This is a genomic window from Streptomyces sp. NPDC001920, from assembly GCF_053594495.1.
This window is the reverse complement of record NZ_JBSFEP010000020.1, coordinates 44989-71162: the sequence shown is the minus strand read 5'-3', so window position 1 is coordinate 71162 and position 26174 is coordinate 44989. Positions and strand designations below refer to the sequence as shown.

General features: G+C 70.9%; 28 protein-coding genes and 1 pseudogene. 13 read left to right on the top strand and 16 right to left on the bottom strand.

Annotated features, from left to right (window positions below):
- Positions 1-61: 61 nt before the first annotated feature.
- From ACWCPI_RS30000 to ACWCPI_RS29990, 3 genes are all read right to left on the bottom strand, one after another.
- On the bottom strand, positions 62-778 hold the full coding sequence (locus ACWCPI_RS30000; RefSeq protein ID WP_451041094.1) for a hypothetical protein: 717 nt from the start codon (positions 776-778) through the stop codon (positions 62-64).
- Positions 779-899: 121 nt separating this feature from the next.
- On the bottom strand, positions 900-1718 hold the full coding sequence (locus ACWCPI_RS29995; RefSeq protein WP_451041093.1) for a class I SAM-dependent methyltransferase: 819 nt from the start codon (positions 1716-1718) through the stop codon (positions 900-902).
- Positions 1719-2037: 319 nt separating this feature from the next.
- The gene (locus ACWCPI_RS29990; protein WP_451041092.1) at positions 2038-2271 is read right to left on the bottom strand and encodes a hypothetical protein; all 234 of its coding nucleotides are present in this window, start codon (positions 2269-2271) and stop codon (positions 2038-2040) included.
- 229 nt (positions 2272-2500) lie between these two features.
- Here ACWCPI_RS29990 and ACWCPI_RS29985 point away from each other — a divergent pair, with 229 nt between their 5' ends.
- The 3 genes from ACWCPI_RS29985 to ACWCPI_RS29975 all read left to right on the top strand — a co-directional run bounded on the left by ACWCPI_RS29985 (position 2501) and on the right by ACWCPI_RS29975 (position 4709).
- A complete protein-coding gene (locus ACWCPI_RS29985) occupies positions 2501-3337 on the top strand; it encodes a DUF1206 domain-containing protein (protein ID WP_451041091.1) in 837 nt (278 codons plus the stop codon).
- Between the two features lie 28 nt (positions 3338-3365).
- Positions 3366-3800, top strand: coding sequence for a hypothetical protein (locus tag ACWCPI_RS29980; RefSeq protein WP_451041090.1), 435 nt, complete (start codon positions 3366-3368; stop codon positions 3798-3800).
- A gap of 474 nt (positions 3801-4274) precedes the next feature.
- Complete coding sequence (locus ACWCPI_RS29975) at positions 4275-4709, top strand: subtilase-type protease inhibitor (protein WP_451041089.1); 435 nt, start codon at positions 4275-4277, stop codon at positions 4707-4709.
- A 196-nt stretch (positions 4710-4905) separates the two neighbouring features.
- On the opposite strand, the gene ACWCPI_RS29970 is transcribed toward ACWCPI_RS29975, so the two are convergent.
- Positions 4906-5547 carry a response regulator gene (locus ACWCPI_RS29970; RefSeq protein ID WP_451041088.1) on the bottom strand — a complete coding sequence of 214 codons (642 nt, stop codon included), beginning with the start codon at positions 5545-5547 and terminating at the stop codon, positions 4906-4908.
- On the bottom strand, positions 5544-6749 hold the full coding sequence (locus tag ACWCPI_RS29965) for a sensor histidine kinase (RefSeq protein WP_451041087.1): 1206 nt from the start codon (positions 6747-6749) through the stop codon (positions 5544-5546). Before ACWCPI_RS29965 ends, ACWCPI_RS29970 begins: the two co-directional genes overlap by 4 nt.
- Positions 6750-6980: 231 nt before the next feature.
- On the opposite strand from ACWCPI_RS29965, the gene ACWCPI_RS29960 reads away from it, so the two are divergent.
- A complete protein-coding gene (locus ACWCPI_RS29960) occupies positions 6981-7547 on the top strand; it encodes a GlcG/HbpS family heme-binding protein (RefSeq protein WP_451041086.1) in 567 nt (188 codons plus the stop codon).
- A 166-nt stretch (positions 7548-7713) separates the two neighbouring features.
- Here ACWCPI_RS29960 and ACWCPI_RS29955 read toward each other — a convergent pair whose 3' ends face one another.
- The gene (locus ACWCPI_RS29955; protein WP_451041085.1) at positions 7714-7956 is read right to left on the bottom strand and encodes a hypothetical protein; all 243 of its coding nucleotides are present in this window, start codon (positions 7954-7956) and stop codon (positions 7714-7716) included.
- Positions 7957-8017: 61 nt separating this feature from the next.
- Between ACWCPI_RS29955 and ACWCPI_RS29950 the strand changes: the two genes are divergently transcribed.
- The gene (locus ACWCPI_RS29950) at positions 8018-8515 is read left to right on the top strand and encodes a hypothetical protein (RefSeq protein ID WP_451041084.1); all 498 of its coding nucleotides are present in this window, start codon (positions 8018-8020) and stop codon (positions 8513-8515) included.
- A gap of 66 nt (positions 8516-8581) precedes the next feature.
- On the opposite strand, the gene ACWCPI_RS29945 is transcribed toward ACWCPI_RS29950, so the two are convergent.
- Together ACWCPI_RS29945 and ACWCPI_RS29940 are read right to left on the bottom strand one after the other, a co-directional pair.
- On the bottom strand, positions 8582-10198 hold the full coding sequence (locus tag ACWCPI_RS29945; RefSeq protein ID WP_451041083.1) for a phospholipase D family protein: 1617 nt from the start codon (positions 10196-10198) through the stop codon (positions 8582-8584).
- 212 nt (positions 10199-10410) lie between these two features.
- Positions 10411-11205, bottom strand: coding sequence for an SDR family NAD(P)-dependent oxidoreductase (locus ACWCPI_RS29940; RefSeq protein ID WP_451041082.1), 795 nt, complete (start codon positions 11203-11205; stop codon positions 10411-10413).
- Between the two features lie 152 nt (positions 11206-11357).
- Between ACWCPI_RS29940 and ACWCPI_RS29935 the strand changes: the two genes are divergently transcribed.
- The 3 genes from ACWCPI_RS29935 (at position 11358) to ACWCPI_RS29925 (ending at position 13461) form a co-directional block, all read left to right on the top strand.
- The gene (locus ACWCPI_RS29935) at positions 11358-11939 is read left to right on the top strand and encodes a sugar O-acetyltransferase (RefSeq protein WP_451041081.1); all 582 of its coding nucleotides are present in this window, start codon (positions 11358-11360) and stop codon (positions 11937-11939) included.
- Between the two features lie 10 nt (positions 11940-11949).
- On the top strand, positions 11950-12507 hold the full coding sequence (locus tag ACWCPI_RS29930) for a TetR/AcrR family transcriptional regulator (protein ID WP_451041080.1): 558 nt from the start codon (positions 11950-11952) through the stop codon (positions 12505-12507).
- 120 nt (positions 12508-12627) lie between these two features.
- Positions 12628-13461: an alpha/beta fold hydrolase gene (locus ACWCPI_RS29925; RefSeq protein ID WP_451041079.1), complete on the top strand. Its 834-nt coding sequence runs from the start codon at positions 12628-12630 to the stop codon at positions 13459-13461.
- 57 nt (positions 13462-13518) lie between these two features.
- On the opposite strand, the gene ACWCPI_RS29920 is transcribed toward ACWCPI_RS29925, so the two are convergent.
- Positions 13519-14118, bottom strand: a complete 600-nt coding sequence (locus ACWCPI_RS29920; RefSeq protein ID WP_451041078.1) for a 2'-5' RNA ligase family protein — start codon at positions 14116-14118, stop codon at positions 13519-13521.
- A gap of 256 nt (positions 14119-14374) precedes the next feature.
- On the opposite strand from ACWCPI_RS29920, the gene ACWCPI_RS29915 reads away from it, so the two are divergent.
- Positions 14375-14650, top strand: a complete 276-nt coding sequence (locus ACWCPI_RS29915; protein WP_451041181.1) for a DUF6355 family natural product biosynthesis protein — start codon at positions 14375-14377, stop codon at positions 14648-14650.
- 105 nt (positions 14651-14755) lie between these two features.
- Here ACWCPI_RS29915 and ligA read toward each other — a convergent pair whose 3' ends face one another.
- The 3 genes from ligA to ACWCPI_RS29900 form a co-directional block, all read right to left on the bottom strand.
- Positions 14756-16876, bottom strand: a complete 2121-nt coding sequence (gene ligA, locus ACWCPI_RS29910; protein WP_451041077.1) for an NAD-dependent DNA ligase LigA — start codon at positions 16874-16876, stop codon at positions 14756-14758.
- A gap of 72 nt (positions 16877-16948) precedes the next feature.
- The gene (locus tag ACWCPI_RS29905; protein ID WP_451041076.1) at positions 16949-17941 is read right to left on the bottom strand and encodes an NUDIX hydrolase; all 993 of its coding nucleotides are present in this window, start codon (positions 17939-17941) and stop codon (positions 16949-16951) included.
- Positions 17942-18120: 179 nt separating this feature from the next.
- A complete protein-coding gene (locus ACWCPI_RS29900) occupies positions 18121-19125 on the bottom strand; it encodes a GlxA family transcriptional regulator (protein WP_451041075.1) in 1005 nt (334 codons plus the stop codon).
- 133 nt (positions 19126-19258) lie between these two features.
- Between ACWCPI_RS29900 and ACWCPI_RS29895 the strand changes: the two genes are divergently transcribed.
- The 4 genes from ACWCPI_RS29895 (at position 19259) to ACWCPI_RS29880 (ending at position 21708) form a co-directional block, all read left to right on the top strand.
- Entirely contained in the window at positions 19259-20215 is a 957-nt protein-coding gene (locus ACWCPI_RS29895) for a proline dehydrogenase family protein (protein ID WP_451041074.1), read from the top strand.
- A gap of 176 nt (positions 20216-20391) precedes the next feature.
- The gene (locus ACWCPI_RS29890; RefSeq protein WP_451041073.1) at positions 20392-20934 is read left to right on the top strand and encodes a transposase family protein; all 543 of its coding nucleotides are present in this window, start codon (positions 20392-20394) and stop codon (positions 20932-20934) included.
- A gap of 6 nt (positions 20935-20940) precedes the next feature.
- Positions 20941-21363 carry a transposase gene (locus ACWCPI_RS29885; RefSeq protein ID WP_451041180.1) on the top strand — a complete coding sequence of 141 codons (423 nt, stop codon included), beginning with the start codon at positions 20941-20943 and terminating at the stop codon, positions 21361-21363.
- A 78-nt stretch (positions 21364-21441) separates the two neighbouring features.
- Positions 21442-21708: a transposase gene (locus ACWCPI_RS29880; RefSeq protein WP_451041072.1), complete on the top strand. Its 267-nt coding sequence runs from the start codon at positions 21442-21444 to the stop codon at positions 21706-21708.
- Between the two features lie 103 nt (positions 21709-21811).
- Here ACWCPI_RS29880 and ACWCPI_RS29875 read toward each other — a convergent pair whose 3' ends face one another.
- The 4 genes and pseudogenes from ACWCPI_RS29875 to ACWCPI_RS29860 form a co-directional block, all read right to left on the bottom strand.
- Positions 21812-22963 carry a ferritin-like domain-containing protein gene (locus ACWCPI_RS29875; RefSeq protein WP_451041071.1) on the bottom strand — a complete coding sequence of 384 codons (1152 nt, stop codon included), beginning with the start codon at positions 22961-22963 and terminating at the stop codon, positions 21812-21814.
- Positions 22964-23159: 196 nt separating this feature from the next.
- Positions 23160-24365 (bottom strand): glycoside hydrolase family 64 protein, encoded by a 1206-nt coding sequence (locus ACWCPI_RS29870; RefSeq protein ID WP_451041070.1) that lies wholly within the window; start codon positions 24363-24365, stop codon positions 23160-23162.
- 101 nt (positions 24366-24466) lie between these two features.
- Positions 24467-25181 (bottom strand): annotated as a pseudogene (locus ACWCPI_RS29865) (LLM class flavin-dependent oxidoreductase).
- Positions 25182-25451: 270 nt separating this feature from the next.
- Positions 25452-26126, bottom strand: a complete 675-nt coding sequence (locus tag ACWCPI_RS29860; RefSeq protein ID WP_451041069.1) for a hypothetical protein — start codon at positions 26124-26126, stop codon at positions 25452-25454.
- Positions 26127-26174: the final 48 nt, after the last annotated feature.

Here is a 26174-nt window from a genome sequence, read left to right as displayed (position 1 = left end):
GCGGACGTCCTCGGACGCTTTCCCGGTGGTCCCGGAAGCAGAGCCTCTGCGTCAGCGGGCCTCAGCCTTCCCGCTCAGCGGTCTTGCGCGGATCGCCCGCCAGAATGCCGTCGGCGAGCCTGCGTACCTGCGCCTGCACGGACTCGCCGCGGGTGACGAACAACTCGTACCGGTAGGCGACTGCGGGCCTGCCCGGTCCTTCGGCCTGACGGAACTCGACATCGACTCCCTCGGGGCTTGTGAGTGCCTCGGGAAGGCCGGGCTCCTCGCGTCGCGGCGAGACACTCGTGAGGACACAGCCCCAACGTTCGAACCATCGGCTGTCCGCGAGCGTCCGCTCAAGGAGCCGGGCGACGGTGTCCACGGGTTCTTCCCAACTGCGGTCCGCCGCGGCCCGCGCGAGTTCCGCGTCGTACTGAGCCGCGTCGAAGCGCAGAACGGCCGGCACGGCAGCGGTGTCGCTGGTGTTCTCCCAGGCGTCCCAGACCACCCGGTCGCCCTCGCGGCGCATCGTGACGTACAGGGCACCACAACAACCGGCCGTGCACGTCGGCTCGGTGATCATGACCCTGCGGGGTCTCTCCGAGACGGCCAGCGGCCAGCTCTCGGCCGGCCCCGTCCAGTCCCGGCAACTGGACGCCGTGCCTTCCGGGTGGACCTGCCGCAGGACGTCGACGCCGTCGATCAGAGGCCGCACTTCGGCCCAGGGGCCCGCCGCCCAGTCGTCCGGAATCCTGTGCCGCAAGGTCAAAGTGCTGATCGTCGGCGCATCGGTCATACCCACATCATCGGCTGAGGCCTCGCGGCCGCACACTCTTTTTCGCCGGGTACGCCTTTCCCCCGGGCCGACTCCTGCGCGGACCGCCTGACGGGCAGGCCCTGAAGGCGGGGTGCGGGCTTCATCTCTGGGGCTTCCGTCCCCAGACGGTCAGCATCCCCGCTGACAGCGCGGCGCACTCGTCGGAATCCAGGTACCGGACCGCCGCGTCGACGGCGGCGTCGTCGACCCTGCCGGTGGCGAGCATCGCCGACCTGCTCCGCTCCCAGGTGTCCGCCCAGAAGCGGCTGATGGGACTGCCCGGCAGCAGCGGCGGCACATGGATCTCGGCGGCGACGGACACGAGTCGTGTCCCGCGCAGAAGCTGCGGGTAGGTGGGCACCCAGGAGACATCGGTACCGATGGTGGCCCGCAACCCCTGCCACATCGCCCGTATCGCCACCGCGTACGGCGTGCTGGGCGCCCGTTCGCTCGTCAGGTCGATCGCGTCGCTGAGGACCAGCACTCCGCCGGGCGCGACGCACTCGGCCAGTGCCCTGATCAGACGTTCACGCTCGGGCAGGTGCATCAGTACGAAACGCGCGTGGACGAGGTGGAATCGTCCGGGATCGAAGTCGGGGGCCGTGATGTCGGCCTCCCACACGTCGAGGCCGGGTGTGGGCCGCTCGGAGAGGAAACGTGCGTCGCGGTCAACGGCGAGCACGCTCGCCACCCGGGCCTCGTCCAGCAGCCTGCGGGAGACCGTGCCCGTGCCTGCGCCCACGTCGAGGCAGCGCCATCCGGGGCCGACCCCGAGCGCCCGCAACCGCGCCATGGTGATGTCGTCGTAGGCGAGGGCCCCGAAGTCGATACGCTCGCCCTCTCCTGCCTGTTCAGGCCGGAAGACGGCCTCGCCGTAACGGCCACCGCCCGCCGCGCCCCCGCGCGGAGCGGCCGTCACGCCGCCGCCCGCTCAGCTCCGAAGGTGCCGTCGAGACGGTCGAACAGGTTCATGGCCGGACCTCTTCCTCGCGGTGGGGCGGTGCCTGGGCAGCCGGTCGCGGACCGCCTCGCATCGATCCTCCAGCGGCGGGCGCCGTCACCGCCGAGGCGCGCCGGGTCCGAGCCCATCGGCTCAACGGAGCGAAGCCGGCCGGCCGCGCGCCGTCGAAGGCCGGGCTGTGGGCCGCCGGGGCCGAAGAGAGGGCCGGAGGCAGGCCGCCGCCCGCCGCCTGCGACCTGGCTCGGGCCCGGCACCGTTCGGCCGGGCCCGCGCCGGGTCAGCTCTCCTTCTGGCCGTTTCGGAGCACCTGGCCGGTCATGTCGGCGACCTTGTCGTCCGGCGGGGCGTCGGCGTCGGCCTCCGTCCCGAAGCCGGAGAACTCCATCATCGTGGTGACCTTGACCTGTGGGCGCGAGGCTCCGGCGTCCGGCTGGGCGGACGCCGGGGCCTCGACCGTCATGTCGACCTGCCGGCGGCGGATGCGGCCGTCGTCGTCCAGCCAGATCTGCATCGGCATCGTGGGGCCGCGTTGCTCGCGCAGTCGGGTACCGCCGGGCAGTTGCGGCGCTGCGCATAGCGTCGCGGCGGGTGGTCCCCGTCCGGGCCTCGCGCACAGCCGAGCAGCAGCGGTTCCGCTTCGTCACACGGGCCGCGCCCCCGTGCTTCCTCCCGTGCTCGACGGCGGCCGAGCCGCGTGTGTGGCGGCCGAGCCGGGGCATCCGGACTGCCGGGAGGTCTACATGGACACGAGTGCGTTGGCAGGGACGGGGCGACTGCGGGCCCGACGGGCGGCCCGGGGTTCGGCCACCGAGACGGCGGCACGGGCGGGTCTGGCCGCTCGGGGGGTGATCTATCTGCTCGTCGGTGCGCTGGCGCTGCAGATCGCCTTCGGTGACAGCAACAAGCAGGCGGACCGCGGGGGCGCCCTGGCGGAGCTGTCGCAGAAACCGTTCGGTGCGGTGCTGCTGTGGGCGCTGGGCATCGGGCTGGTCGGCATGGCCCTGTGGCGGCTGTCCGAAGCGCTCTTCGGTTCCGTCGGGCGGGACGGCCGCAGCGCCCGGAAGCGCCTGCTGGCCACCGTCCGTTTCGCGTTCTACGTCTTCGTCGCCTACTCCGTGCTCACGTTCGCTGTGAGCCGGAACCAGAGCGGCGGGTCCAGCGACCAGCAGTCCCGGGACGCCACCGCCAGGGCCCTGGAGATACCAGCCGGTCAGTGGCTGGTCGCAGCGGCGGGGATCGGCGTCGTGGCGGCCGGCTGCTGGATCGGGGTACGGGCGGTCCTGCGCAAGTACCACGACAAGCTCAGGCTCGGGCAGATGAGTCACCGGACACGTCAGCTGGTGGACATCACCGGCGTGGCCGGCGGCGCCGCCCGCGGGATGGTGTTCGCCGTGGCCGGTGTCTTCGCGGTCCGCGCGGCGATCGACTACGAGCCCGACCAGGCCAAGGGGCTGGACGACACGCTGCGTACCTTCGCCGACACTCCGCTCGGCCCCTGGCTGCTGGTCTGCGTCGCGGCCGGTCTGGTGCTGTTCGGTGTGTTCTCCTTCGCCATGGCTCGCTGGCGAAGGGTCTGAGCGGCGCCTCACGGGGAACACGGAGCCAATGAGCGATTCCGAGATTCCGCATGGCGGCGGCCGGCCCGTGGACGCGTACCTGGACCTCCTGCGCATCCGGATGGAGACGGAGGACTACCGCCTTCTGCTGCGCATGGTGGAACCGGTCCTCCAGGCGATCGAAGAGGAGCGCCTCTCCAGCCTCGACCTCGCGCTCGACACCGGGTCCGACGACGAGCTGCCCCAGGAGGTCCGTGACGAGGCCGCCCTCGTCATCGCCACCGCTGTCACCGGCCGCCTCGACAACGAAGTGATCGAGATCGACGTCGACGACTCCGGTCCGGTCAGGATCGTCACGGACGCGAGTACCGCTTCCGACCCCGACCGCCTTGCCGAGATCGCCGACTACATCAGGGAACGACATCGGCAGACGGAAGAGCTACGGGGCATCGCCGAGGTGAGCGGACTGCCCACCGACTTCTGACCCCCAGCACGCGTGGGCGTTGAGTGAGGTCTGCGTCACTCAACGCTCGGGACGGGCCCTGCCCGCAGCCTCCTTCGGGGACTGCGGGCGGGGCCCGTCCGCGTGTGCGGACGACGACCGCCGCTGCCCCGCTCCGGCTGCGTCGAACCGGGTGCGGCCGCCCGCGGAGCGGACCCACGCCTGCGTGGCGGGCCCACGCCTGCGTGGCTGGCCCGGGGCCGAAAACGAACTCACCACTTTCGAGCCATATCCCACCCCAGGCACATCGGCCACGCCTTCCCCGAAGAATGAAATGCAAGGCCGCTCACCTCCTCAGTCACGAGTCCGGGTCGACCGATCAGGCCACTGATTGAACGAGCAATATGGTCCGAATTGCAGCACCGGGAAACATTTGAACCCTTCCTTCCTGAGACGCCGGCAACGACGCGGGTACTGCGAGGCGTTGAAGCACCGCGAACAGAAAGGAGACACATCATGCGTCCAATGACACGCTGGGCAATGACAGGAGCTCTGCTCACCACGGCTGTCGCGGGTCCCCTGAGCGTGCCCGCCCACAGCGCCCCGGCCTCGCTGTACGCCCCTTCCGCTCTGGTCATGACCGTCGGCCACGGGGAGCAGGCCGCCACCGCGACACCGGAGCGCGCGGTGACCGTGAACTGCGCGTACACCACGTCCGGGACTCACCCCGACCCCCGGAAGGCCTGTGCGGACCTGGACCGCGTGAACGGCGACTTCGACCGCCTGGCCACGCTCCGCGGAAATGAGGCGGGGCAGCCCTGCACGCGCGAATACCGCCCCATTGTCGTCACCGTTCAGGGTGTCTGGCGTGGTACGCGCGTAAACTACGAGCACACCTTCGCCAATTCATGCATCAAGGAAACCCAGGGGGCTTCGGCATTCGCCTTCTGAGTCACGCGACTCAGTAAAGCCTCATCGACGGAGCGGGTCGCCCGGTGACGGGCGGCCCGCTCGTTCGATTTTCAACTCCACAGTCGATGTCGCGTTCAATGCCGTGTTCAATGTCACGGTTCAATTTCGTGTTCAATTTCGCGTTCGTTCAATTCCGCACGCACCGAAGGCGGTCCAGTCCTCCTGCGACGGCCGGTCATGGCAGCAGACGTCGCTCCTTGGCGACCGCCACCGCGCCCGCGCGCGTGTCGACGCCGAGCTTGTCGTAGATGCGCCGGAGGTGGGTCTTGACCGTGGCCTCGCTGATGTACAGGGCGCGGGCGATGTCGCGGTTGCCGATGCCTCGGGCGAGCTGAGCGAGGATGTCCCGTTCGCGGTCGGTGAGAGTGGGGCGGGGCCGGCGCAGGTGGGCCATGACGCGGCCGGCGACCGGCGCCGACAGGGTGGTGCGTCCCCCGGCGGCGGCGTGGATCGCGGCGAAGAGTTCGTCGGGGCGCTCGGCCTTGAGCAGATACCCGGTGGCGCCCGCCTCGATGGCGCGGGTGATGTCGGCGTCGGTGTCGTAGGTGGTCAGGACCAGGACATGGGTCGAGGAGCCGGGGGTGGAGGTGAGGCGACGGGTGGTCTCCACGCCGTCGATGCCCTCACCGAGCTGCAGGTCCATCAGCACCACGTCCGGGACGAGTTTCGCGGCCAGCGCGAGGGCCTCCTCGCCGGTGCCGGCCTCGCCGACGACCTCGATGTCCGGGGCGCTGTCGAGCAGCGCGAGCAGCCCGGCCCGTACGACGGCGTGGTCGTCGCAGACCAGGATCCGCACGGGAGCGCGGTCGGGGGTCATCGGGGCGCCTCCAGGGGGACGGCGGCGGACAGCACGGTGCCCTGGCCGGGAGCGGACTCGACGGTCAGGGTGCCGCCGAGGGCACGGAGCCGGGCCCGCATCGCGGGCAGTCCGTGGCCGCGCTCCCCTCCGGAAGCGACCGGTGGTGCCGCGGGGTCGAAGCCGTGACCGTCGTCGGTGACGTCGAGTACGACCGTGTCGTCCAGCAGGGTGAGGGTGAGGGCCGCCGTGGTGGCTTCGGCGTGTTCGCGGACGTTGGCCAGCGCGCCCTGGGCGATGCGCAGCAGGGCGGACTGCACCCGGTCCGGCAGGTCGGGCAGGCGGCCGTCGTCGTCCACGTGAACGCGTACGGTGAGGTGCGCCGCGGACTCCCGCGCCGCCAGGGTGCGCAGCGCCTTACCCAGTCCGCCACCCCGGGCGAGGTCGGCGGGGGCCAGGTCGTGCACGAAGCGCCGGGCCTCGGCGAGGTTGTGCTCGGCGACGGAAGCGGCGGTGCGGACATGGGCGCGGGCCTTTTCCGGTTCGGTGTCCCACACCCGGTCCGCCGCCTGGAGCAGCATCCGCTGGCTGGACAGACCCTGGGCGAGCGTGTCGTGGATCTCCATGGAGAGCCGCTGGCGTTCGGCGAGGGTGCCCTCGCGGCGTTCGGAGGCGGCGAGTTCGTGCCGGGTGCGGATCAGGTCGTCGATCAGGAGGCGCTGGCGTGCGGTGTGCCGTTCCATCTGCAGGAAGACGGCGGTGGCGAGGGCCGCGACGGCGGGCGGCGCGAGGACCAGGTTGGGGTCGAAGCGGCCCGCGAGCTCGACCTGAGCGGCGACGACGAACACGGTCAGGAGTGCCACCAGGGCGAGGGCGGCGCGAGGCGGCAGTGTGCGCAGGCCGACGTAGAACAAGGGCACCGCACACCAGGCGAAGCTGGGCGCGAGGACGACGAGGACCATCCACACGATGACGACGAGCGTCAGCCAGGCGGTGTGCCGCCTGGTACGCCGCGTGGTCGAGTCCGCGGGCCTGGGGCCCAGCAGGTGAAGCGCGGCGAGCACGCCGCACAGCGCGATGATCCACGGTGTGCGCGGCTCGCCGGGGTGCCGCAGCAGGAAGCGGGCCAGCGCTCCGCCGAGCAGCAGGAAGAACGCCGCGTGCATCACGACGCCGAGCCACCGCGTGTCCACGGTGTCCGGTGCGCGCGACCGGTCTCCCATACGGGTCGCCTCCCTTCCGCACGTCAGCGCTGAACTGGGCAAACACCTTCATTGTGGCCCGGTGCGAAGTCCGGGCGTGTCAATCGATCGGATGACCCCGGTGTCGTCCGTCGCGTGCGAGCGGTGCAGCCGGAACGTCGACCGCGGGGGCCCCGTCGCGGGCCGAGGGTGGAGAGCGGACCAAGCGGGGCGGCACTCGGGCCGCCCACCCACCGAAGGAGTCGACCGACCATGAACCGCGTACGCAAGAACCTCTCGCGTCGTGCCCGCGTCGCCACCGGCGGGGCGGTGCTCGCCGTCGCCGCCCTGGCGGGCTTCGGCGCGGTCTCCGCGAACGCCTCGGCGCCCGCCACGACGTCCACCGCCGCCGCGGCCGGTGCCCCGGACCGGGCCACCACCACCTCCACCCACCTGACGATCGACGCCGCCACCAGGGCCGCGCAGGCCGCGCTCGACGCCGCCGAGCAGGAGAACCAGCGCGTCACGGTCGCCGTCGTCGACCGCAACGGCAACACCGTCGTCACCCTGCGCGGCGACGGCGCCGGCCCGCAGTCGTACGAGTCCGCCGAGCGCAAGGCGTTCACCGCGGTCGCCTGGAACGCCCCCACCTCTCAGCTGACCGAGCGCCTGGAGCAGGCGCCCAACCTCAAGGACATCCCCGGCACCCTGTTCCTCGCGGGCGGCGTGCCCGTCACCGCCGACAAGGCCCCGATCGCCGGCATCGGCGTCGCGGGCGCCCCGTCCGGAGCGCTGGACGAGAAGTTCGCACAGGCCGGCGTACAGGCGATCGCCCGCTAGGGGGTGTGGCCGGGTCCGGCGGATCCGGCCGCCGACGAGGCGAAGGGCCCTTGACCGGCCGGCGGGAGCGCCGGGTCGTAGAGCCGGGACCATGTGTACCGGCGGTGCTCCGGCGGCGGTGAAGATCGCCGCCAGGGTGTCGGCGGCGTGACCGGTCGGGCCGCGATCACCGGCCCTGGTACGACCGCCGGTACCCGGTCCCTTCGCCGCCGCGCTCACCGACGCGAAGTCCGTTCTCGACCCGGGCGGCGTCCTCCATCCCGGAGTCCTTCTTCCTGAGCTCGCCCGTCCCCAGGGACCGGCTGAGCCGGAAGCAGGACGCCAGCAGGTCGCCGTCCGCCCCGAGGGCGTCGCGGTCAGCGGTGGCGGCCCCAGGTTCGGGGGGCCACACGAGGCTGGAACGCCGCATATGTGCCGTGACAGGGGAAACTCGGGCAGAACACCCCGAAAACACTCGGAGGGAGTTCGAAATGAGCCAGGCCAGGACGAGTTCGTCGGATCTTCCTCAGCCGTTCCGGACCCTCGGCTCGGGGATCCGCCGCCTGCCCGGAGCAGAGCAGGTGAGCAAGGTCGCCGACGGTGCGCTGGACCGGATCGGGGCGGTCTCGCCACGTGGCCGCCGGATCGCGGTCTACACCGGGGCCGGTGTGCTGGGCGTGGCGGGCGTGGTGGAGTGGCCGCTGGCTCTCACCGGCGCGGCCGTCGCATGGCTGACCCAGCCGCGCCCCCACCGCGACACTCCGCAGGAGACCGTCGACGGCGACGGGCGGACTGCCGCTGCCCCCTCGGAGGGCCCGGGCGACCGGTCGGAGTCCCACGGCCCCGGCGACCGGCTGTCCCCTTCCCATTTCCATCCCGATCACGCGGAGAACGGCAGGCACGACCAACCCGCCAAGGTCGGTGACCCCGAGACGACGTCGGCGCTCAAGAAGGTCGCGGAAGCCTCGGCCCACCACGAGGGCCCGTAGGAATCGGCGCAAGGCACCGCGCCCTGCCGTGGGCAGGTGTCCAGCGTCGGCAGCCCTCAGTGGTCGTCAGTAGTCGTTGCGGCGCCTCAGCAGGAAGGGGCGGCCGTCCGGATCGACGAGGAGGCGGTGCAGGGGCGCGTAGAGCGTCCTCGCCGGACGCGAGAGGTTAGGTCGGCGGTACGTGCGCAACCGCCCGGGCGGCCTCGGGCCGCGGCGGCCGTTGTCGTACCAGGCGTCCAGGGCGGCAGCGGTCGCCGCGAAGGTCTCGAACGCCTTCCGGGGGTCGCAGAGCGGGTCGGGCGCCTGCGCGCCCCGGGGGGCCTCCTGATCCAGGTGCTCGCGCGAGAGTTCCAGGCGCAGCTCCCTGGCGAAACGGCGCGCCCCGTCTCCGAGACCGCCGGGGTCGCGCGGCTCGCGCGGGTCGTGGCTCTCGTCCAGGACGGCACAGGTGAGTTCGGAGTCGTGCGTCCAGGAGCGGAGGTTGATGTTGTCCGAGCCGACCGAGGCCCACACGTCGTCGATCACGCACACCTTGGCATGGACGTAGACCGGTGTGCCGGCGTGGTTCTCCACCCCATACACCGCCACGCGCCCGCCACCGGCGTGGCGCAGTCTGTCCAGGGCCGTGATCCTCCCGATGAGGTTGATCGGCAGGGTGAGCCTGCCGTCCTGCTCGGGCACGGAGGGAATGACCGCGATCAGGCGCAGATCGGGGTTGGCGGTGAGGGCTTCGGCGAAGCACTCGACCACGTGGGGGGACCACAGGTACTGGTCCTCCAGGTAGATCAGCGCTCGGGCCCGTCTCAGCGCCTTGCGGTAGCCGCGGGCGATGCTGCGTTCCCCGTCGGGGGCGAAGTCGTAGCCGCGAAGCAGGCGATTCGGGTAGGTGCGCAGGACCTGGACGACATGGGTGCCGCACGGCTCGGGGTCGGGCGCCTGCGGTGGCAGCGCGTCGGCGTAGGTGTCCTCATGATGGGCGAGTTCCCGCAGGCGGACCAGCGGGCTGCGGGTGAGCGGGGCGGGGTCCTCCCAGCGTTCCCGGAACCCTGCCTCGATGTCGCCGAGGGCCGGCCCGCGTATCGCGAGCTGCACGTCGTGCCAGGGCGGATGCGGTCCGTACGCGGCGGCGATGGGCAGTGCCTGCGGGTCGCCGGCGTGGCTCGCGTCGTCGTGGCGGTTGTGGCACAGGTCGATACCCCCGACGAAGGCGATGTCGCGTTCGGGGCGGTCGGGGTGCCGCAGCACGACGAGCTTCTGGTGGTGCGAGCCACCGGGCCGTACCCGCATGTCGAGAAGGCACTCGCCGCCCGCCGCCTCGATCTCGTCGCCCAGGTGGCGGTTCTCCTCCTCGCTGAACTGGAAGCGGTCCAGGTGGGAGCGCCACAGCAGCCCCTTGACGATCACCCCGCGTTCGGCCGCCTCCCCCAGCACCTTGCCGATCTCGCTGCCGGGGCCGTCGAGGCGCTCGTCGGGGTCGCCGCGCCAGTCCGTGAACAGCAGCAGGTCCCCGGCGCGCTGCTCACGGATCGCGCTGTGGAGTGCCGGGAAGTAGGTCCCGCCGTGGACGAGGGGCCGCACCAGGTTTCCGCGCGACCAGGCCGCGCGGTCCGGTCGGCGCCTGTCCAGACGGGTGGCACTGTTGCCGCGTTCGTCCGAGGTCAGCAGCCAGTCGGTCAGTTCCACAGCACAGGTCCTCCAGACAGGGCTGACGGGTACCCCGTTCGCGCTGTCTCATCGCGGCGGCGGCTGTGACCGCGTGCGCCGTCCTCGCCGCCCGCCGATGCCGGACGGGGCTGCCGTGAGCGGCACGCGGCCCGGCGCCGACCGGATCGGTCGGAGAAGTCACCCTGATCTGATCCTCGGATCTGCTGCCTCCCCCGCGTACGCGCGTTCGGTCACGGCAGAATCGAGTCGACGTACCCGCCGTCCACCCGCAGGGCACCGCCGGTGGTGGCCGAGGCCTGGTCGGAGCTGAGGTAGACCACCATGTGGGCGATCTCCTCCGGCTCGATCAGCCGTTGCAGCAGACTCTGCGGGCGGTGCTCGCGCATGAAGACGCGCTGGGCCTCGTCCCAGGGCAGGTCGCGGTCCACCAGTTCGTAGACGAAGTCCTCCACGCCCCCCGTGTGGGTGGGCCCGGCGATGACGGAGTTCACCGTCACCCCGGTGCCGGCGGCCTGTTTGGCGAACCCCCGGCTCACCGCGAGCAACGCCGTCTTGGACATGCCGTAGTGGATCATCTCGGCCGGGGTGACGAGCGCCGAGTCGCTGGCGATGTACTGCACGCGGCCCCAGCCGCGTTCTGTCATGCCCGGCAGGTACTGCCGTGTGAGCCGTACGGCGGAGAGCACGTTCACCTCGAAGTAGCGCCGCCACTCGGCGTCGCTGATCTCCAGGGGGTCGGCGGCGCCGAAGACGCCGAGGTTGTTGACGAGGACGTCCACCTCCGGCAGCCTCTCGACGACCTGGTCGGCGCCTTCCTGTGTGCTCACATCCGCCGGCACGGGCACCCATTCCGCTGCGGGTACCTCCTTCGCCAGTTCGGCGACACTGCGCTCCACACGCTCCGGGTCGCGGCCGTTGACCCCGACGCGGGCCCCGGCACGGGCCAGGCCGGCGGCGATCGCCGCTCCGATCCCCTGGGTGGAACCGGTCACCAGGGCGGTACGGCCCTTCAGATCGATGTGCATGCTGGCAGCCCTTTCATATGCGGACGCGGACCGACCGGGTACCCCCTGATCACTTGCACACGACTCCTATACGCAAACGCTGGAAGTGACGGGCCGCAACAAAATCCACTGAGGAATGTACGTTCGTACACTCTCGGGTTACGCTCGCCCGTATGCCGACGGACCACTTCGCGAAGGATCCCCGCACGAACCTGGAGCGCATGCTGGCCGGTGATCTCTACATCGCCGACGACCCCGAGATCGCCCGCAGGCAGCAGCAGGCCGTGCGCCTGGCCGCCCGATACCAGGCCGCCTACGCCGAGGACGTCGAGGCCGCACAGCCGGTCCTCGCCGAACTCCTCGGCTTCCTGGGCAAGGAGGCGCACGTGCGGCCGCCGCTGTACGTCGACTACGGCAGCAACATCAGCATCGGGGCGCGGACCTTCGTCAACTACAACCTGACCGCACTCGACGTCGCGGCGATCACCATCGGCGAGGACTGCCAGATCGGCCCCGGTGTTCAGCTGCTGACACCCACCCATCCGCTGGAGCCGCAGCCGCGTCGCGACAAGTTGGAAGCCGCCAGACCCATCACCATCGGCGACAACGTCTGGCTCGGAGGCGGCGCCATCGTCCTGCCCGGTGTCACCGTAGGGGACAACTCCGTCATCGGTGCCGGTGCCGTCGTCACCAAGGACGTCCCCGCGAACACCGTGGCCGTCGGCAACCCCGCGCGCCCCGTCCGCACGCTGTGAACCAAGCGCCATGGCCACCGGACACACCGACCCCCAGCGCCGCGAACGCATCCTCACCGCCGCCCTCGACCTGATCGCGGAGGAAGGAATCCAACACGTCTCCCACCGCAGGATCGCCGCACGTGCAGGCGTCCCGCTGGGGTCGACCACCTACTACTTCAGCGGTATGGACGAGCTTCTGCGGGAAGCCTTCCAGCACTTCACCGACCACATCGTCGCCGTCTTCGACACCCACCTCTGCGCGCCGTCCGACCCCGACCAGGCACGGCAGGCGGTGGCCGACCTCGTCCACGCCCTGTCCGAAAGCGGCGGCCGCGACCTCGTGCTCACCCAGGAGCTGTACACGCTCGCCGCCCGCCGGCCCGCGTACCGTGCACTCACCCATGAATGGATGCGACGCAGCCGCATCCACCTGGAGAAGCACTTCGACCCCGACACCGCCCGCCAACTCGACGCCCTCATCGAGGGGTTGACCCTGCACCGCGCGCTGTCCCACGAGCCTCATGACCGCGCCCTCACCCTGGAGGCCATCGCCCGCATCACCACAACCGGCAAGCGACACCCCTGACCGCCCGTGCGGCGCGGGCACGACGAGATCACGGTCCTCGTCACCACGGTCGACGCGGATCACCGACGACCGGTCCTCTCACCGGCCCGGGGCACGCACACAGCCGAAAGGAACCGCACCGTGACCGAATGGCACCTGCCCGAGACCTTCCACAGCACCTCGGGCGACGTCCGCTGGGGCAGCCTCGGCACACCCGGCCGAGATCCGGTCGCGCTCCTGCACGGCACCCCCTTCTCCTCGTACGTCTGGCGCGGCATCGCCCACGCGCTCGCCCGCAGCCACCATGTCTTCGTCTGGGACATGCCCGGTTACGGGGCTTCCGAGAAGTCCGCCGACCAGGACGTCTCCCTCGCCGCCCAGAGCCGGATCTTCACCGAGCTGCTGGCCCACTGGGGCCTCGAAGAACCGTCGGTGGTCGCCCACGACTTCGGCGGTGCCGTCTGCCTGCGCGCACATCTGCTGCACGGGGCTCGCTACCGTGTGCTCGCCCTGGTCGATCCGGTGGCGCTCGCCCCCTGGGGTTCCCCCTTCTTCCGGCTCGTCGGCGCGCACTCCGAGGTCTTCGAACAGCTGCCGCCCCCGCTGCACCGCGCACTCGTGCGTGAGTACGTCGGTTCCGCCAGCAGCCCCGGCCTGCGCCCGGACGTGCTCGACCGGCTCGTCCGGCCCTGGCTCGACGGCCTCGGCCAGGCGGCCTTCTACCGGCAGATCGCTCAGGCCGACCAGCGGTACACCGACGAAGTGCAGGACCGGTACGGCGAGATCGGCCTCCCGACTCTGGTGTGCTGGGGCGAGGACGACAGCTGGATCCCCGTGGCGAAAGGCAGGGAACTCGCCGCCCGCATCCCTGGAGCGCGCTTCGAGCCGATCGCCGGTGCGGGCCACCTCGTGCAGGAAGACGCGCCTGCCGAACTCACGGCCGCGCTCATGGCCTTCCTCCAGCCATCGCGCTGACTCGCGGCGGTCCGTACGGCGTCGGACTCCCCCGCTCACCGCCCGGTCGCGTACTCCTCACGGTGTGCGCGGGTGGCGGATCTCGCCCGTGCCCAGCTCGATCACGGCCCGGGGCGTCATGGGGTCCTCGTCCCGCCGGGAGAGCACGACCACCTCGCCGACCACCGCCGACAGTGTGCCGAGCCGGGCGGCACACTCGGCTGCCAGGCGCTTCGGGTCATGGGTGCGGCCGAGGGACAGATGCGGGGTGAAACGGCCACCGCGTGCGAGGCAGCGCGGGAACCGCAGCTGCAGTTCCCGCTGGAGCCGGGTCCAGGGCCCGAGGCCGGCCGCCGCCGGATCGAGCCAGACCGTCGCACAGCGCCTGTGCCGGAAGTACCGCACACCGGACAGCCGCGCGGGGAACGCCCTGCTCGCCGCGGCCCCGGCCGAGAGCAGCGGGAGGGCCCGAGCGAACTCCTCCTCGGGCACGAAGCCGAACAGCAGGTTCACATGCGGCGGCCAGCGCCGTACCTGCGGGTCGTGCTCCCAGCGGATGTCCTGGATCACCGGCCAGACCTCGCGTGGCGGCAGCCAGGCCACGGCCGTCCGGGCCGTGGGGGCCACGTCGAGCGCACCGCGGGAGTCGCCGGTGCCGAAGGCCGCATCACCGTCCACACGGTCATGGTCGCAAAAGAAGACCGCGAGTGCGCCGCAGGTACCCAGCCTGTTCGGCCCGGAACCGACAGCCGGAGCAAGATCATCCCATCGACGTACAGGGCGAACGATTCGCCAGGTGAACGGCGCGACATCCGACCAATGGCGCCGCAGGACGCGGCCATCCTTGTGCGCGTATCCGACTCATCGGCGAGCAAGGGCGTTTTCACGGCCTGTTGCCGCCACTGGCCAAGGAGTTCCCTTGAGTCTTCGTCGTATGGTGACCGGCGCTCTCGGAGCCGCCGCTCTCGTGCTCACGTCCCTCGGCGCGGTGACCGCCCAGTCGAGCCCAGCGACAGCCGATCCGTGCGGCTTCTACGAGACCAGTTCCGACGCCTGGTACAACCACTGCACCTCCGACGGCTCGCGGGTGATCATCCAGGTCCGGGTCGCCCTCGCGCCCGACTACGAGAGGTGCGTCGCGCCCGGCAAGACCTGGCTGGGCTCCGCCGACAAGATCCAGGGCGCTCACTACGTCGGCCGCACGTGCTGACGGCAGGCCGCCCCTCGTAGGGCACAGCCCGGCGGGCCGGGGCCCGGGTACGTACCCGGGCCCCGGCGCCCGGCCTGCTGACCGGGGGCGGCGCGGGACCTGCCGTCAGGGTGCGTCGAGGTAGTCGGCCACGAGGACCGCGAACTCATCGGGTGCGGTGAGGCGAACGCCGAGATCCTCCGCCTTGGCGCGCTTGGATCCGGCGCCTTCTCCGGCGACCACGAGGCTGGTCCTCTTGGACACGCTGGACGAGGAGCGGCCGCCGGCCCGTTCGATGAGTTCGTTCATCTGGTTGCGGGTGAGGTTCTCCAGCGGGCCGGTCATGGCACCGGTGACCACGACGGTCATCCCAGCCAGCGGGCCCGCGGCGGACGGGGTGGAGGTCACGGCGGGCGGGGCGCCAGTGTCGGCGGCGGTGTCGGCGGCGGTGTCGGCGTCCGTCGGCGGGAAGGTGACGCCGGGCTCGGTCATGTTCACCCCGGCCGCGGCGAGTTTGTCGATCAGTTCGGCGAGTTCCGCGAGTTCGGCGGCGATGGCGGGTGCCTTCTCGACCCCGATGCCCTCGACCTGCTGCAGTTGGTCGGCGTCGGCGGCGCGGATGTTGTCCATGGTGGCGAAGTGCCGGGCGATACGGCGGGACATGGAGCGGCCCGTGCCGCGGACACCGAGGGCGCACAGCACCCGCGACAGTGGCCGCGTCTTTGCCGTGTCGAGAGCGGCCAGCAGGTTGTCCGTGCTGGTTTCACCCATCCGCTCCAGCCCGAGAAGCTGATCACGGGTCAGGGTGAACAGGTCGGCGAGGTCGGTGACCAGGCCGGCCTCGACGAGTTGGACGACACGGGTGGCGCCCAGGCCCTCTATGTCGAGCTGGTCGCGGCCCGCGGCGTAGGAGAGGGAGGCGACGAGGTGGCAGTTGCGGCCCTGCTCGCACCGCCAGCGCTCCTGGCTGGTGTCGATGGCCGACCCGCAGCGCGGGCACACCTCGGGGAAGGCGATCGGTATTTCGACACCGGTACGCAGGTGGGCGACCGGGGCCTCGATGCGCGGGATGACGTCACCGGCGCGGTGGACCATCACCCGGTCGCCCAGACGCAGGTCGCGGCGGGTGATGTCGGCGGGGTTGTGGAGGGTGGCGTAGGTGATGGTGGAGCCGTCGATCTCGACCGGTTCCAGGACGCCTCGGGGGGCGATGACGCCGGTGCGCCCGACGTTCCACTCGACCTCCAGCAGCCGGGTGATCTTCTCCACGGCGGGCAGCTTGTAGGCGACGGCCCAGCGCGGGGCCCGCGATCCGCAGCCGGCGGCCTGCTGGTCGGCGGCGAGGTCGGCCTTGACGACGATCCCGTCGATCCCGAACGGCAGCCCCGCGCGCAGCGCGGCGATCTCCTGCACCCGGACCAGGACCTCGTCGGTCGTGGCCGCGGTGATGCCGGGCACTGCCGTGGAGGCGGTGGTGTTCACCCCCAGCTCCCCCGCGAACGCCATGAGTTCGCTGTGCGCGAGACCGTCCAGCCGGGCGGCCGAGGCGTCGTCCGTGTCGGGCAGCGGCAGCAGGCCGTAGCCGAAGAACGTCATGGGCACCGTGTAGGCGCGGTCTTTCGCGCGCAGGGTGCCCGCGGCCGCGTTGCGCGGGTTGGCGAAGGGCTGTCCGCCGTGTGCGGTGCGCACCTCGTTGGCGTACTCGAACTGCGCACCGGTCATGAGGACTTCGCCGCGCACCTCCACGCTGACCGGCTCGGTCAAGGTCTCGGGCAGGCCTTCGATGGTGCCCATCGCGTGCGAGACGTCCTCCCCGGCCGTCCCGTCGCCCCGGGTGATCAGCCGCGTCAGGCGTCCTCGGGTGTAGCGGGCCGCGATCGCGAGACCGTCGAGTTTCGCCTCGACGCTGTACCGCTGCGGTTCATGTCCGATGCGACGGGCCAGCGACGCCGTCCAGGCCGTGAACTGCTCGGCCGAGAACACGTTGTCCAGGCTCAGCATCGCGACCGTGTGCGGTATGTCGCCCTCCACGGCGCCGCCGGCGACCTTTCCGGTCGGTGAGTCGGGCAGCACCTGGTCGGGGTGCTCGGCCTCCCATGCGGCGATCCCCCGCACCAGCCGGTCGTAGGTGTCGTCGTCCAGGGGGGAGGTGCCGTCCGTGTAGTAGGCGGCCGCGGCCTTCACGACGTCCTCGACGGCCCGCGCGTAGCCGACGGCGTCCACGATCTGCGCAACTGGTGTGGTCATGCCTGTCATCCTGCCTGCCACCACTGACAACGCCCCCGGACGCGATCCGGACGGGGCGTCGACGGTGAGGGTTCACGCCCATCCCGTCTCGGTGTAGCGGTGGCCCTCCCGGAGGCGTTGGACGGCCGTGCGGGTGTAGTCCACGATCGGCTCCGGCAAGGCATCGGGATTCCACCAGCGCCAGGTCAGGCACTTGTCGGGCTCGCGGATCACCGGATTCCCCGCCCACCGCCGTACCCGGAAGACCAGTTGCAGGCGCGGTCGGCTGCCCGGCGCGTCGCAGAGGTGCACGACATGCACGAGTTCGGCGTCGCGGGGGTGGATCAGCAGGCCCGCTTCCTCGTACGCCTCCCGTACGAGGCAGGCGATCGCGCTCTCCTGTTCCCCGTGCCCGGCCAGGAAGTGCCACTGGCCGCCCGCGAACGCGCAGTCGGGGTGACGCAGGCCGAGCAGAACCTCACCCTGCGCGTTCTCCAGGTAGAGGTGGACGCCGACCCCGGTGGGGACGCCTCGACGGTGCGCGCTCTCGGCCGGTCGCCGTGCCTCGGGCGGGACGGGCGCGTCCCCCGCGGTGCTCCGCGGTCCGGCCGGTCGGCGCGCCGCGTGGTCGCGCACCAGGTCGAGTGTCGAGGGGCTCAGCCGCAGCCTGGGCATGATCTCCGGGGCGAACCAGCGGAGCATGACCCCTTCGGTGAGGTGAAGGGAGTCGGGGTCGCCGTTCCAGCGTGCCGTGAAGACCTGGACGGGGACGGTCGCCCCGTCCAGGGCCGTCACGAGCTCCACGCGGAACCGCTGGAGCAGCGGCAGCACGAGGCCGGCTTCCTCCCACAACTCCCGGCGCGCCGTCTCCTCCAAGGACCGGTCGCCCGGCTCCCGTCCCCCGCCGAGCAGGGACCAAGCCCCGGGCTCCCAGACGCCCGGCAGGTTGTCCCGCAGGTGCAGCAGGTACTCGCCCTCGTCATTGGCGACGAGGACCGAGGCGTTCTCCGGCTCCGGTGGCGGGGCCGGGTCGGAGCCACTCGTTCCGGCGGGCGTGCGTATGTCGTCGTGAGCCGTCGCCACCATGTCCCCCTGAAGTCGCGCGAAATGCAGTGTCCCTCAGCCCAACGATCCGGCGAGCCCGTCGAACGCACGTTTTTCGGGTCTTCGATCTTGAGCGGTACACAGCGTCTGGGCCACCGCCGTGCAGTCACGGTGAGCGACAGGCTTGCCGACCTGGTTCTGTTCTCAAGACCGGACAGCGATCAGTCAGTACTGCGCGGCCCTTGTGAAACTGTGAGGGGCGCGGATCGTCGGCTGGTGGGCAGGGCTCTGAACGCCCGCCGGTATGCCTGGGGCGTCGTGCCGAGGTGCCGGGCGAAGTGGTGGCGGAGGTTGTCGACGGTACCGAAGCCCGTGCGGTGGGCGATAGCGGTTACTGGGTCCTCCGTGGTCTCCAGGTGGTGCTGCGCGAGCAGGACCCTCTGTCCGGTCAGCCATTGCAGCGGCGTGGTCCCGGTCTCCTGCCGGAAGCGTCGGGCGAAGGTCCGTGGGGAGAGGTGGGCACGGTAGGCCATTGCGTCGACGGTCAGATCCTGGTCGAGGTTGGCTTCCACCCAGGCCAGGACAGGGGCGAGGGACCCGGTCCCCTCCCGGGGGAGGGGGCGTTGGCGGTACTGGTGCTGGCCGCCGTCCCGGTGCGGGGGTGTGACCATGCGGCGGGCGACTGCGTTGGCGACGGCGCTGCCGTGCTCCTTGCGGATGAGGTGGAGGCAGGTGTCGACGCCGGCGGCGGTGCCGGCGCCGGTGATGACCGGGTCCTCGTCGACGTAGAGCACGTCCGACTCGACCCGGGCACGCGGGTGGCGGCGGGCGAGTTCGTCGGAGTAGCGCCAGTGCGTGGTACAGCGTCGCTCGTCAAGCAGCCCGGCCTCGCCCAGGAGGAAGGCCCCGGTGCAGATGCTCAGGACCCGAGCGCCACGCTTCACAGCAGCCCGCAGTTCCTCGGTCAGGTGGTCCGGCTGGCGCACATTGAGGTCGTAGGCCGGGACGCAGATGAGGTCCGCCGAGGCCAGTCGCTCCAAGCCGTGCCGGGCCCGCACCTCGAAGCCGTGGCGGGTCGGCACGCTGTCGCCGGTGGCCGAGACAAGAGCGAAGTCGTACGCGGGCAGCGCGTCGTCGCTGCGGTCGATCCCGAAGACCTCGCAGAACACGCCGAGCTCGAACGCGTGGGCACCCTGGAGGGCCAGGACGGCGACGTCGTGAAGCACAGGTTCCCGATCCCTTCTTACGACGGTGGCAGGAATTTCAGCTTACCTGACGTTTCTGCCACTCTCAGGTGGGAGTACCGGTCTGGAAGGCTCGCAGGCGTTCATCCATCCCGCGAACAGCTAGGCACAGCGCATGACCACGCAGACCCCCGCCACCAACCCTGCCCTCTCGTCACAGGCTGCCCAAGTCCTGCGTGGGCTTGCGCTCGACGAGGAGCTGAAGTGGCGCGTCCCAGGCGACCCGGTCCTCGGCCCTCTGGCCCGCAAAGTTGCGCGGCGGTACGTGGCCGGTGAAACCCTGCCCGACGCTGTGGATCGGGCGCAGCAGGTCCTGGCCGCCGGCCACCGCGTGAACGTGGAGTACATGGGCGAGAGCTGCCGCGACCCGCAGCGAGCCACGGAAGAGACCGACACGTTCCTCTCCGCGGCCCGTCTGCTGCCACCCGGGTGCTCGATCTCCCTCGACCTGTCCCACATCGGCCTCGCCGTCGATGCGGAGCTTGCCCTTGCCAACGCCTCCCGCATCGCCCAGGCCACCGCCGACACCGGGCGGGAGATGGTGATCTCGGCTGAAGGCTCCGACCGGACCAATGAGGTTCTTGCCCTGCACCGCAAGCTGTGCGAGCGGTTCGACCATGTGGGCATCACCGTCCAGGCACGCCTGTATCGCACCGCAGACGACCTGCCGGAGCTGCTTTCCCGTCCCGGCCGCATCCGCCTGGTCAAGGGCGCCTTCCTCGAACCTGAGGCCATCGCCCACCGGCGCGAGGCCCCGGCCCTGACCGCCGCCTATCTTGCGTATGCGCAACAGTTGGCCGACTCGGGCCATCTGTGCTCCTTCGCTACCCACGACTGGGATCTGATCAACCGCATTGACCAGCACCTCGGAGGGAAGGGTACCGATTCCAATCCTTGGGAGTTCGAGACTCTCCTCGGCCTCGGGCCCGACCGCCTCCAAGCGATGGCCGAGCGCGGCCACCCCACCCGGGAGTACATCGTCTTCGGCACGGAATGGTGGCTCTACGTCTGCAACCGCATCGCCGAAGACCCCCAGCGCCTGCTCCAAGCCCTCGTCGACGCGGCAGCATGACCACCACCTGATCCGGGCCCACGTCATGACGCCTGAGCACACTGCCCTGCGAAGCGCCAGCGACCCGACGGCCAGAGCCGATCCGCCGCAACTACAGCCCCGGGTCGCTGCTGCCTCGCCATCGAGCGCGTGATCATTTCTGTTCTCAGGGGAGAGATCAAGCAGGAGCCACGGGCTTGCCCAACGAAGCGACGTTGTTGCTCGACCTCGACGGGGTGTCCGTCAGACGAGTCGAGCGGCTTGAGGACGGCACCCGCCGGGTGCATCTGGCCACGGCGGAGGAAGCGGCTCGTGCCTGCCCGGAGTGCGGCACCTTCGCCTGGAAGGTGAAGGGCACGGCCCGGACCCGTCCTCGGGATCTTCCCTACGGGGAGCGCGGGCTGGTGCTGTTGTGGCACAAGCGCCGCTGGTGGTGCCGCGAGCCGAAGTGCCCGAGGAAGTCGTTTACCGAGAGCGTCGCCCAGATACCGGCCGGGGCGCGGATCACCACCCGGCTGCCCCAGGCGGCCGGGCGCCGGGTGCGCGATGCCGGCTCCACTGTCATCCAGGCCGCTCGCGACCTGCACCTGTCCTGGCCGACGGTGATGGGGGCCTTCCGTGCATCGGCGCGCGAGGTCGTCGACGTCCCGCTGCCCGAGGTGAAGGTGCTGGGCGTCGACGAGACCCGACGGGGCGGACGAAGTGGGAGCAGGACCCCGACAGCGGCAAGTGGCGCCTGACCCGGGATCGGTGGCACACCGGGTTCGTCGACGCGCTGGGCCACGGCGAGGCTGCTCGGCCAGGTCGAGGGCCGCACCGTCTTCGACGTCCTGGCCTGGCCGTCCACCACGCCGCTGACCTGGCGCAAGAACATCACCCACGTCGCCATCGACATGTCGGCCACGTACCGCGCCGCGATCCGCACCGGCCTGCCCGACGCCATCGTCGTGGTCGACCACTTCCACGTCGTCCAGGTCACCAACAAAATGCTCTCCACACTCCGGCGCCGCACCACCGCCGAGGCCCGCGGACGCGCGGACGCGCCAGTGACCCGGAGTGGAAGGCCAGACGACGTCTCCTGCGCCACCGCGAGGACCTCACCGATGAGCAGTTCGCGAAGATGTGGAACCCGCTGCTGGACAAGGGGCAGATCGGGCAGACGCTGCTGACCGCGTGGATCGCGAAAGAGAGCCTGCGCAATCTCCTCGCCCTGGCCCGCACCGGCGCCGACCGGCACCAAGTCGGCCATGCCCGATGGAAGTTCCTCACCTGGTGCGGACTCGGGCATCCCCGAGGTCGTCCGGCTGGCCGTGACCGTGGACCGGTGGTGGGCGGAGATCGCCGCGTTCCTCGACACCGGCCACAGCAACGCCAAAAGCGAGGGCATCAACCGCGTGATCAAGCTCGTCGCCCGCAACGCCTTCGGCTTCCGCAACGCAGAGGACCAACGCCTACGCACACGCTGCGTCACCACCCGCCGAGCCCGCGGACACCTCCGCACCGCTCAACTTTGAAGACCCCGTTTTTCGGACGTGTCGAGATCCACTTCAGCCGGGGGCACGGCCGCCCAGGAGGCCGTGCCCGTGCCCCGTGCCCGAAGCGGCTTCGGCCGCCACCTCATCCCGCCTGGGTCCGCCTGCGCAGCGCCCGGAACTGGGGGCCGTAGGTGCCCGGGGCGTAGGGGATCTTGGTCTCCATCAGCTCCACGGCCGGATCCTCCAGGCCCCGCATCGCGTGCAGGGCCGCGCCCAGTGTGCGGTGGCCGCCGCCGGCCCAAGCCGCGTCGAGCGTGTCCAGGACGGTGCTGTACGTGGCGTCGAACTGGTAGAGGAGCTGCCCGACCCGCGCTGAGGGGTGGGGCCAGCCGCCCACCGGGACCGGGGCCATGGGGCGCACGTCGGGGAACGGCACGGGGCCGCCCACGTACTTCCAGCCCTCCTCGGTCTCGCGCAACTCCCGACCGTGGTAGATCTCGCCGAACGCGTAGTAGTGCGCGGGGTGGTCGTCCTCGAACGAGTCGGCCGGGGAGCCGGCGGTACCCTCCCCCTGCTCCCTGATGATCCCGATGGCGCGCTCGACGTCCTGCAGGCTCTCCACCGGCCGCAGGTCGTCACCGCCGACGTACCCGGACAACTGCCCGCGCACGGACAGGTCCGGCCGCACGACCTGGAACGCCCTTTGCAGTCCGGCGTAGAACTCACCGACGGTCGGCGCCGCCTGGGCGCTTCTGACCAGCGATTCCTCCGGGGCCTCGATCGCCATCATCACGTCGCGGACGAACGGCTTGGTCAGACCGGAGAGGTAGACCGTGATCCCGGCCCGCACCCCGCCGGGCAGCGGGCCCGGGTAGACGGGCGCCGCGGCCTTGATACGGGGCCTGCCGCCCACGGCCACGAGCAGGTTGCAGACGATGCCCAGGTGGTACATCTCGTCACCGGCGATACGCCGGATCATCCGTGCCACCTCGCTGCCCCGGTCCTTGACGGACCACCAGCCGCACAAGTACGGCGGGATGGTGGCGAGTTCGAGTCCTACGGCGACCTGCAGGGCCGACCTGATCCAGGCGACGCCCCGGGCGTCCTCGGAAACGGCCAGCAGCCGGGCCACGGACCCTAGGCCGGTCGCGGCCGACGGCGCGGCCGACGGCACCGCGGCCGCCTCCGCAGCGCCGGCGACCGCGGCGGGCGCACCGGCCGCCAGGGCCGCCGACGCCAGAAAACTCCTGCGTTTGAAAGGAGCAACCGCCGGGCTGCCCGACTCTTCGCTCATACCCGTCACCCTCGCCTCGGTCGGAAGCCATGGGTCCACCAGGACTGGACAGAACCCGGGCCCTTGTCAACAGCAGGCGAAGCTAGCAGTCACCATGGCGACCACCTGGGCATACAAGCAGCGATACGGCGACCTCCACCCTGTCGGGCCAACGCGCGTGGCTCCGGCGCGCGTCGGGTCGGGTCGCGACGGGCGGTCAGTCGAGGGGATCGAGGGTGAGGTAGGCCTGGCGCGGGTTGCCGTCGTGCACCAGGGACTCGTGGTGGCCCACGTCGTCGAAGGCGAACGCGTACGCCTTGCCGTCGGCCATCTGGGCGTGGATCTTGCGGGCGTAGTGGTTGGTGACGCGGTCCTTGTAGAAGTCGGCGGCTGAGGCGTCGGGCTGGTTGGGGTTGACGAGCAGGGTGGAGCGGTTGAATCCGGCGCACAGGGTGCGTGAGATCGGGCCGCGGACCAGGTCGTTCGGGGCGTCGAGCCGCCTGTGGCAGCCGAAGATCGAGGAGGCGTCGGGTTTCTGGAAGCTGGTGACGGTGGCACCGGCGCCGTTGGTGAAGTTCATGACGCCGCCGGAGACCCTGCCGTAGTACTTGGTGCCCGGCTGGTCGGCGAACGGCGTGACCGTCAGCGTCGAGGTGGCGTACTTCTGCCAGACGCGGTTGATGTAGTCGTCCATGACGGTGGTCGGCAGTGCGCCGGTCTCCAGTCCGTACAGAGGCGACAGGGCACGCAGCACGGTGCCGTCGGGGCGGGTCTGGATCAGGTCGGCCCAGCCTCCGGGCTGTCCTCTCAAGGCGTTGAAGAAGCCGTTGTATCCGCCGGGCTTGAGTCGGCCGGTGCTGGCGGTGGTGCCGTCGGCTCGTTGCACACCGACGGCGTAGGGCGCGGAGAACATGTCGACCTGTGTGCTGTTGATCCACAGACCGGAGTCGTTCAGTGTGTACTCCGACCAGTTGAACAGGATGTTCCGATTGGGGTCGGTCGGGTTCTGCACGGCCGGCTGGACCAGGCCGCCGGTGGTGAGCCTGAACACCAGTTTCTGGCCGTAGGAGAAGTAGACGCGGCCGGAGAACTTCGGCATGCGGATCGTCTTCGACTGTCCCGCCGCCGGGCCCGGGATCGACGCGTCGGGCGCGGGAGTCGGTGGGTTGCCGCCCGCGGGCCAGGGGTGGAACGTGCCGTTCTCGTCGGCCCAGCCCTGCCGTCCGGTCGACAGTTCGGTGCCGAGGTTGTAGATGTACACCTGCTCGCCACGGGCCGAGTTGTTGGTGATCTTCAGAGGGATCGTGGCCGGTACGGCGGCGTGGGCCGGCGTACCCGCTCCGGTGGCGAGCAGTGCGCCGGCGACGGCGGTCGCCAGGGACAAGGCCGCGGCGGCGGTGCGGCGCCCCAGTGTTCGTAACATGCTCTGTCTCCGTTCGACGTCGGCCGATTCAGGAAGTCCTGAGAGCGCTCTCAGATTTGCGTGTTGGTCCGGACCTGTCAATGAGTTGAGCATCGAACCCGTTAGAGCACCGTCGGACCCGCCTCGACCCGGCGCAGCACCGGGGCCAGGCGGGTCCAGGTCGGGTCCGGTCTGGAGCTGTCGTTCGTCCCACCAGGTGGCGCCGGCCTCGTACAGGGGACCGATGAGGTCCTTGGCCCGGGTCGCGTCGGGCGGTGTGGCGCCACCGAGCACGAACTCGAAGGGGCGCTCGGCTTCGGTTGTCCGGTGCTTGCGTACGTAGGCGACGAGGTCCCGCACCTGGGCGACGTCGGGCACCTGACCCTGCCGCCCCTGGTGTTCCACCGGTTCCCCGGACCACAAGCGCCTGAGCAACTCCAGTCCCTCATCCAAGCGTTCGGCGAGAACGCGTGGATCGGTGCTGTCGCCGAAGCTGCCGTACTCGTCCTCGATGGGGCCGCCCAGACCGGCGGCGAAGATCGCCCGGCCACCGCTCAGGTGGTCCAACGTGGCCACCTGTCGGGCGAGTTGCTGCGGACGGTAACGCGGGACGGGCGTCAGCAAGGTCCCCAGGCGGATCCGGGAGGTCGCCAGCGCCGCTGCCGTCAGGAGCATCCAGGGGTCCGCGAAGGGGCGCCCTTGGTGGTACCGGTGCAGCACGTGGTCCCAGACGAAGAGCCCGCCCCAGCCCGCCTGTTCGGCGGCGATCGCCACGGTCGCGACGTTGCGGGGGTCGGCGAAGTCGCCGAAGGCGGGGATGTTGACGGAGAAGCGCATCCCGGCAGGATGCGCCGACCACGTCGACGCGGCAATCGGATGCCAGGGCCGGGGTCGGCTTTCGCGGCCCGCGGCGCCGCACGGTTCCCGACGACAGGTGACCGGGTCCGCTGCCGCTCCCCCGCGGACGAGATGCTGCGCCCGGGGTCGGCGACCATGCTCGCCGGCCGATCTCACGGGCCGGCATCGCGCCGGAGGGACCCCGCCGATTCCGCTCCGGCGGCGAGGCCCCTTCCGTTCCCTCCCCCTGCGGGGAACCGGCGGTGCCGGTCAGGCGCTCCGGGTGAAGACCTCGTTCCTGGTGGAGCCGTTGGAGCAGAGCTTCTTCTCCTCGGCCGTCATCTTGCGGGACTTGACGACGACCGCGTTGTGCTTGCCGTCCGTGCCGTTCGGGGCGGGGCCGGTGATCACATCGGGTACGAACCAGTAGTAGTGGCCCCACTTGGGGTCGTCGTAGTGGGTCTGCCAGGTGCCGGTTATCCGCTGCATCACCTGGGCGCGGGAGATCCAGCCCACCTCGCCCGGCTGCACGGACACCGTGAAGGTGCTGGTCTCCGTGTGCGAGCTCTGCCAGGTGTAGTTGTACGTCGCGGTCACGCTGGCGGTGACGATGCCCTCGATTCCGCCGCCGACGGTGACCGAGCCTCCCACCGAGTGGGAGGAGCCCACGGTGTCGGCCCACGACATCGACTGGGACGCGGGCGAGGCGGTGCAGTTGTAGAGCAGTTCGGAGACCTGGCGGGGCTCGCCGAGGTAAGCCTCTCCGATCTCAGGGGAGTTGAAGGTGCACTTGCCCTCCCCGGAAGCGCAGTCGGCCACGATCTGCTCCGCCGTGGGCTGTTCCTCGGCCGCCGCGGGCACGGCCGCCGCCGCGATCGTCCCGAGAGCGGTCGCGGTCAACGCCAGCGTGCGGCCGCCGTACCGCAGGGCGCGGTTCATCGTCATCGTTGGTGCCTTTCACCTACGTGGGGGGACGGTGACCGTGGTGCCCTC

Excerpts from the sequence above, each read along its gene's own strand:
- ACWCPI_RS30000 (WP_451041094.1), bottom strand. The coding sequence starts at position 778 with ATGACCGATGCGCCGACGATCAGCACTTTGACCTTGCGGCACAGGATT.
- ACWCPI_RS29990 (WP_451041092.1), bottom strand. The coding sequence starts at position 2,271 with ATGCAGATCTGGCTGGACGACGACGGCCGCATCCGCCGCCGGCAGGTC.
- ACWCPI_RS29985 (WP_451041091.1), top strand. The coding sequence starts at position 2,501 with ATGGACACGAGTGCGTTGGCAGGGACGGGGCGACTGCGGGCCCGACGG.
- ACWCPI_RS29980 (WP_451041090.1), top strand. The coding sequence starts at position 3,366 with ATGAGCGATTCCGAGATTCCGCATGGCGGCGGCCGGCCCGTGGACGCG.
- ACWCPI_RS29975 (WP_451041089.1), top strand. The coding sequence starts at position 4,275 with ATGCGTCCAATGACACGCTGGGCAATGACAGGAGCTCTGCTCACCACG.
- ACWCPI_RS29970 (WP_451041088.1), bottom strand. The coding sequence starts at position 5,547 with ATGACCCCCGACCGCGCTCCCGTGCGGATCCTGGTCTGCGACGACCAC.
- ACWCPI_RS29965 (WP_451041087.1), bottom strand. The coding sequence starts at position 6,749 with ATGGGAGACCGGTCGCGCGCACCGGACACCGTGGACACGCGGTGGCTC.
- ACWCPI_RS29960 (WP_451041086.1), top strand. The coding sequence starts at position 6,981 with ATGAACCGCGTACGCAAGAACCTCTCGCGTCGTGCCCGCGTCGCCACC.
- ACWCPI_RS29955 (WP_451041085.1), bottom strand. The coding sequence starts at position 7,956 with ATGCGGCGTTCCAGCCTCGTGTGGCCCCCCGAACCTGGGGCCGCCACC.
- ACWCPI_RS29950 (WP_451041084.1), top strand. The coding sequence starts at position 8,018 with ATGAGCCAGGCCAGGACGAGTTCGTCGGATCTTCCTCAGCCGTTCCGG.
- ACWCPI_RS29940 (WP_451041082.1), bottom strand. The coding sequence starts at position 11,205 with ATGCACATCGATCTGAAGGGCCGTACCGCCCTGGTGACCGGTTCCACC.
- ACWCPI_RS29935 (WP_451041081.1), top strand. The coding sequence starts at position 11,358 with ATGCCGACGGACCACTTCGCGAAGGATCCCCGCACGAACCTGGAGCGC.
- ACWCPI_RS29930 (WP_451041080.1), top strand. The coding sequence starts at position 11,950 with ATGGCCACCGGACACACCGACCCCCAGCGCCGCGAACGCATCCTCACC.
- ACWCPI_RS29915 (WP_451041181.1), top strand. The coding sequence starts at position 14,375 with ATGGTGACCGGCGCTCTCGGAGCCGCCGCTCTCGTGCTCACGTCCCTC.
- ligA (WP_451041077.1), bottom strand. The coding sequence starts at position 16,876 with ATGACCACACCAGTTGCGCAGATCGTGGACGCCGTCGGCTACGCGCGG.
- ACWCPI_RS29905 (WP_451041076.1), bottom strand. The coding sequence starts at position 17,941 with ATGGTGGCGACGGCTCACGACGACATACGCACGCCCGCCGGAACGAGT.
- ACWCPI_RS29895 (WP_451041074.1), top strand. The coding sequence starts at position 19,259 with ATGACCACGCAGACCCCCGCCACCAACCCTGCCCTCTCGTCACAGGCT.
- ACWCPI_RS29880 (WP_451041072.1), top strand. The coding sequence starts at position 21,442 with ATGCCCGATGGAAGTTCCTCACCTGGTGCGGACTCGGGCATCCCCGAG.
- ACWCPI_RS29875 (WP_451041071.1), bottom strand. The coding sequence starts at position 22,963 with ATGAGCGAAGAGTCGGGCAGCCCGGCGGTTGCTCCTTTCAAACGCAGG.
- ACWCPI_RS29870 (WP_451041070.1), bottom strand. The coding sequence starts at position 24,365 with ATGTTACGAACACTGGGGCGCCGCACCGCCGCCGCGGCCTTGTCCCTG.
- ACWCPI_RS29860 (WP_451041069.1), bottom strand. The coding sequence starts at position 26,126 with ATGACGATGAACCGCGCCCTGCGGTACGGCGGCCGCACGCTGGCGTTG.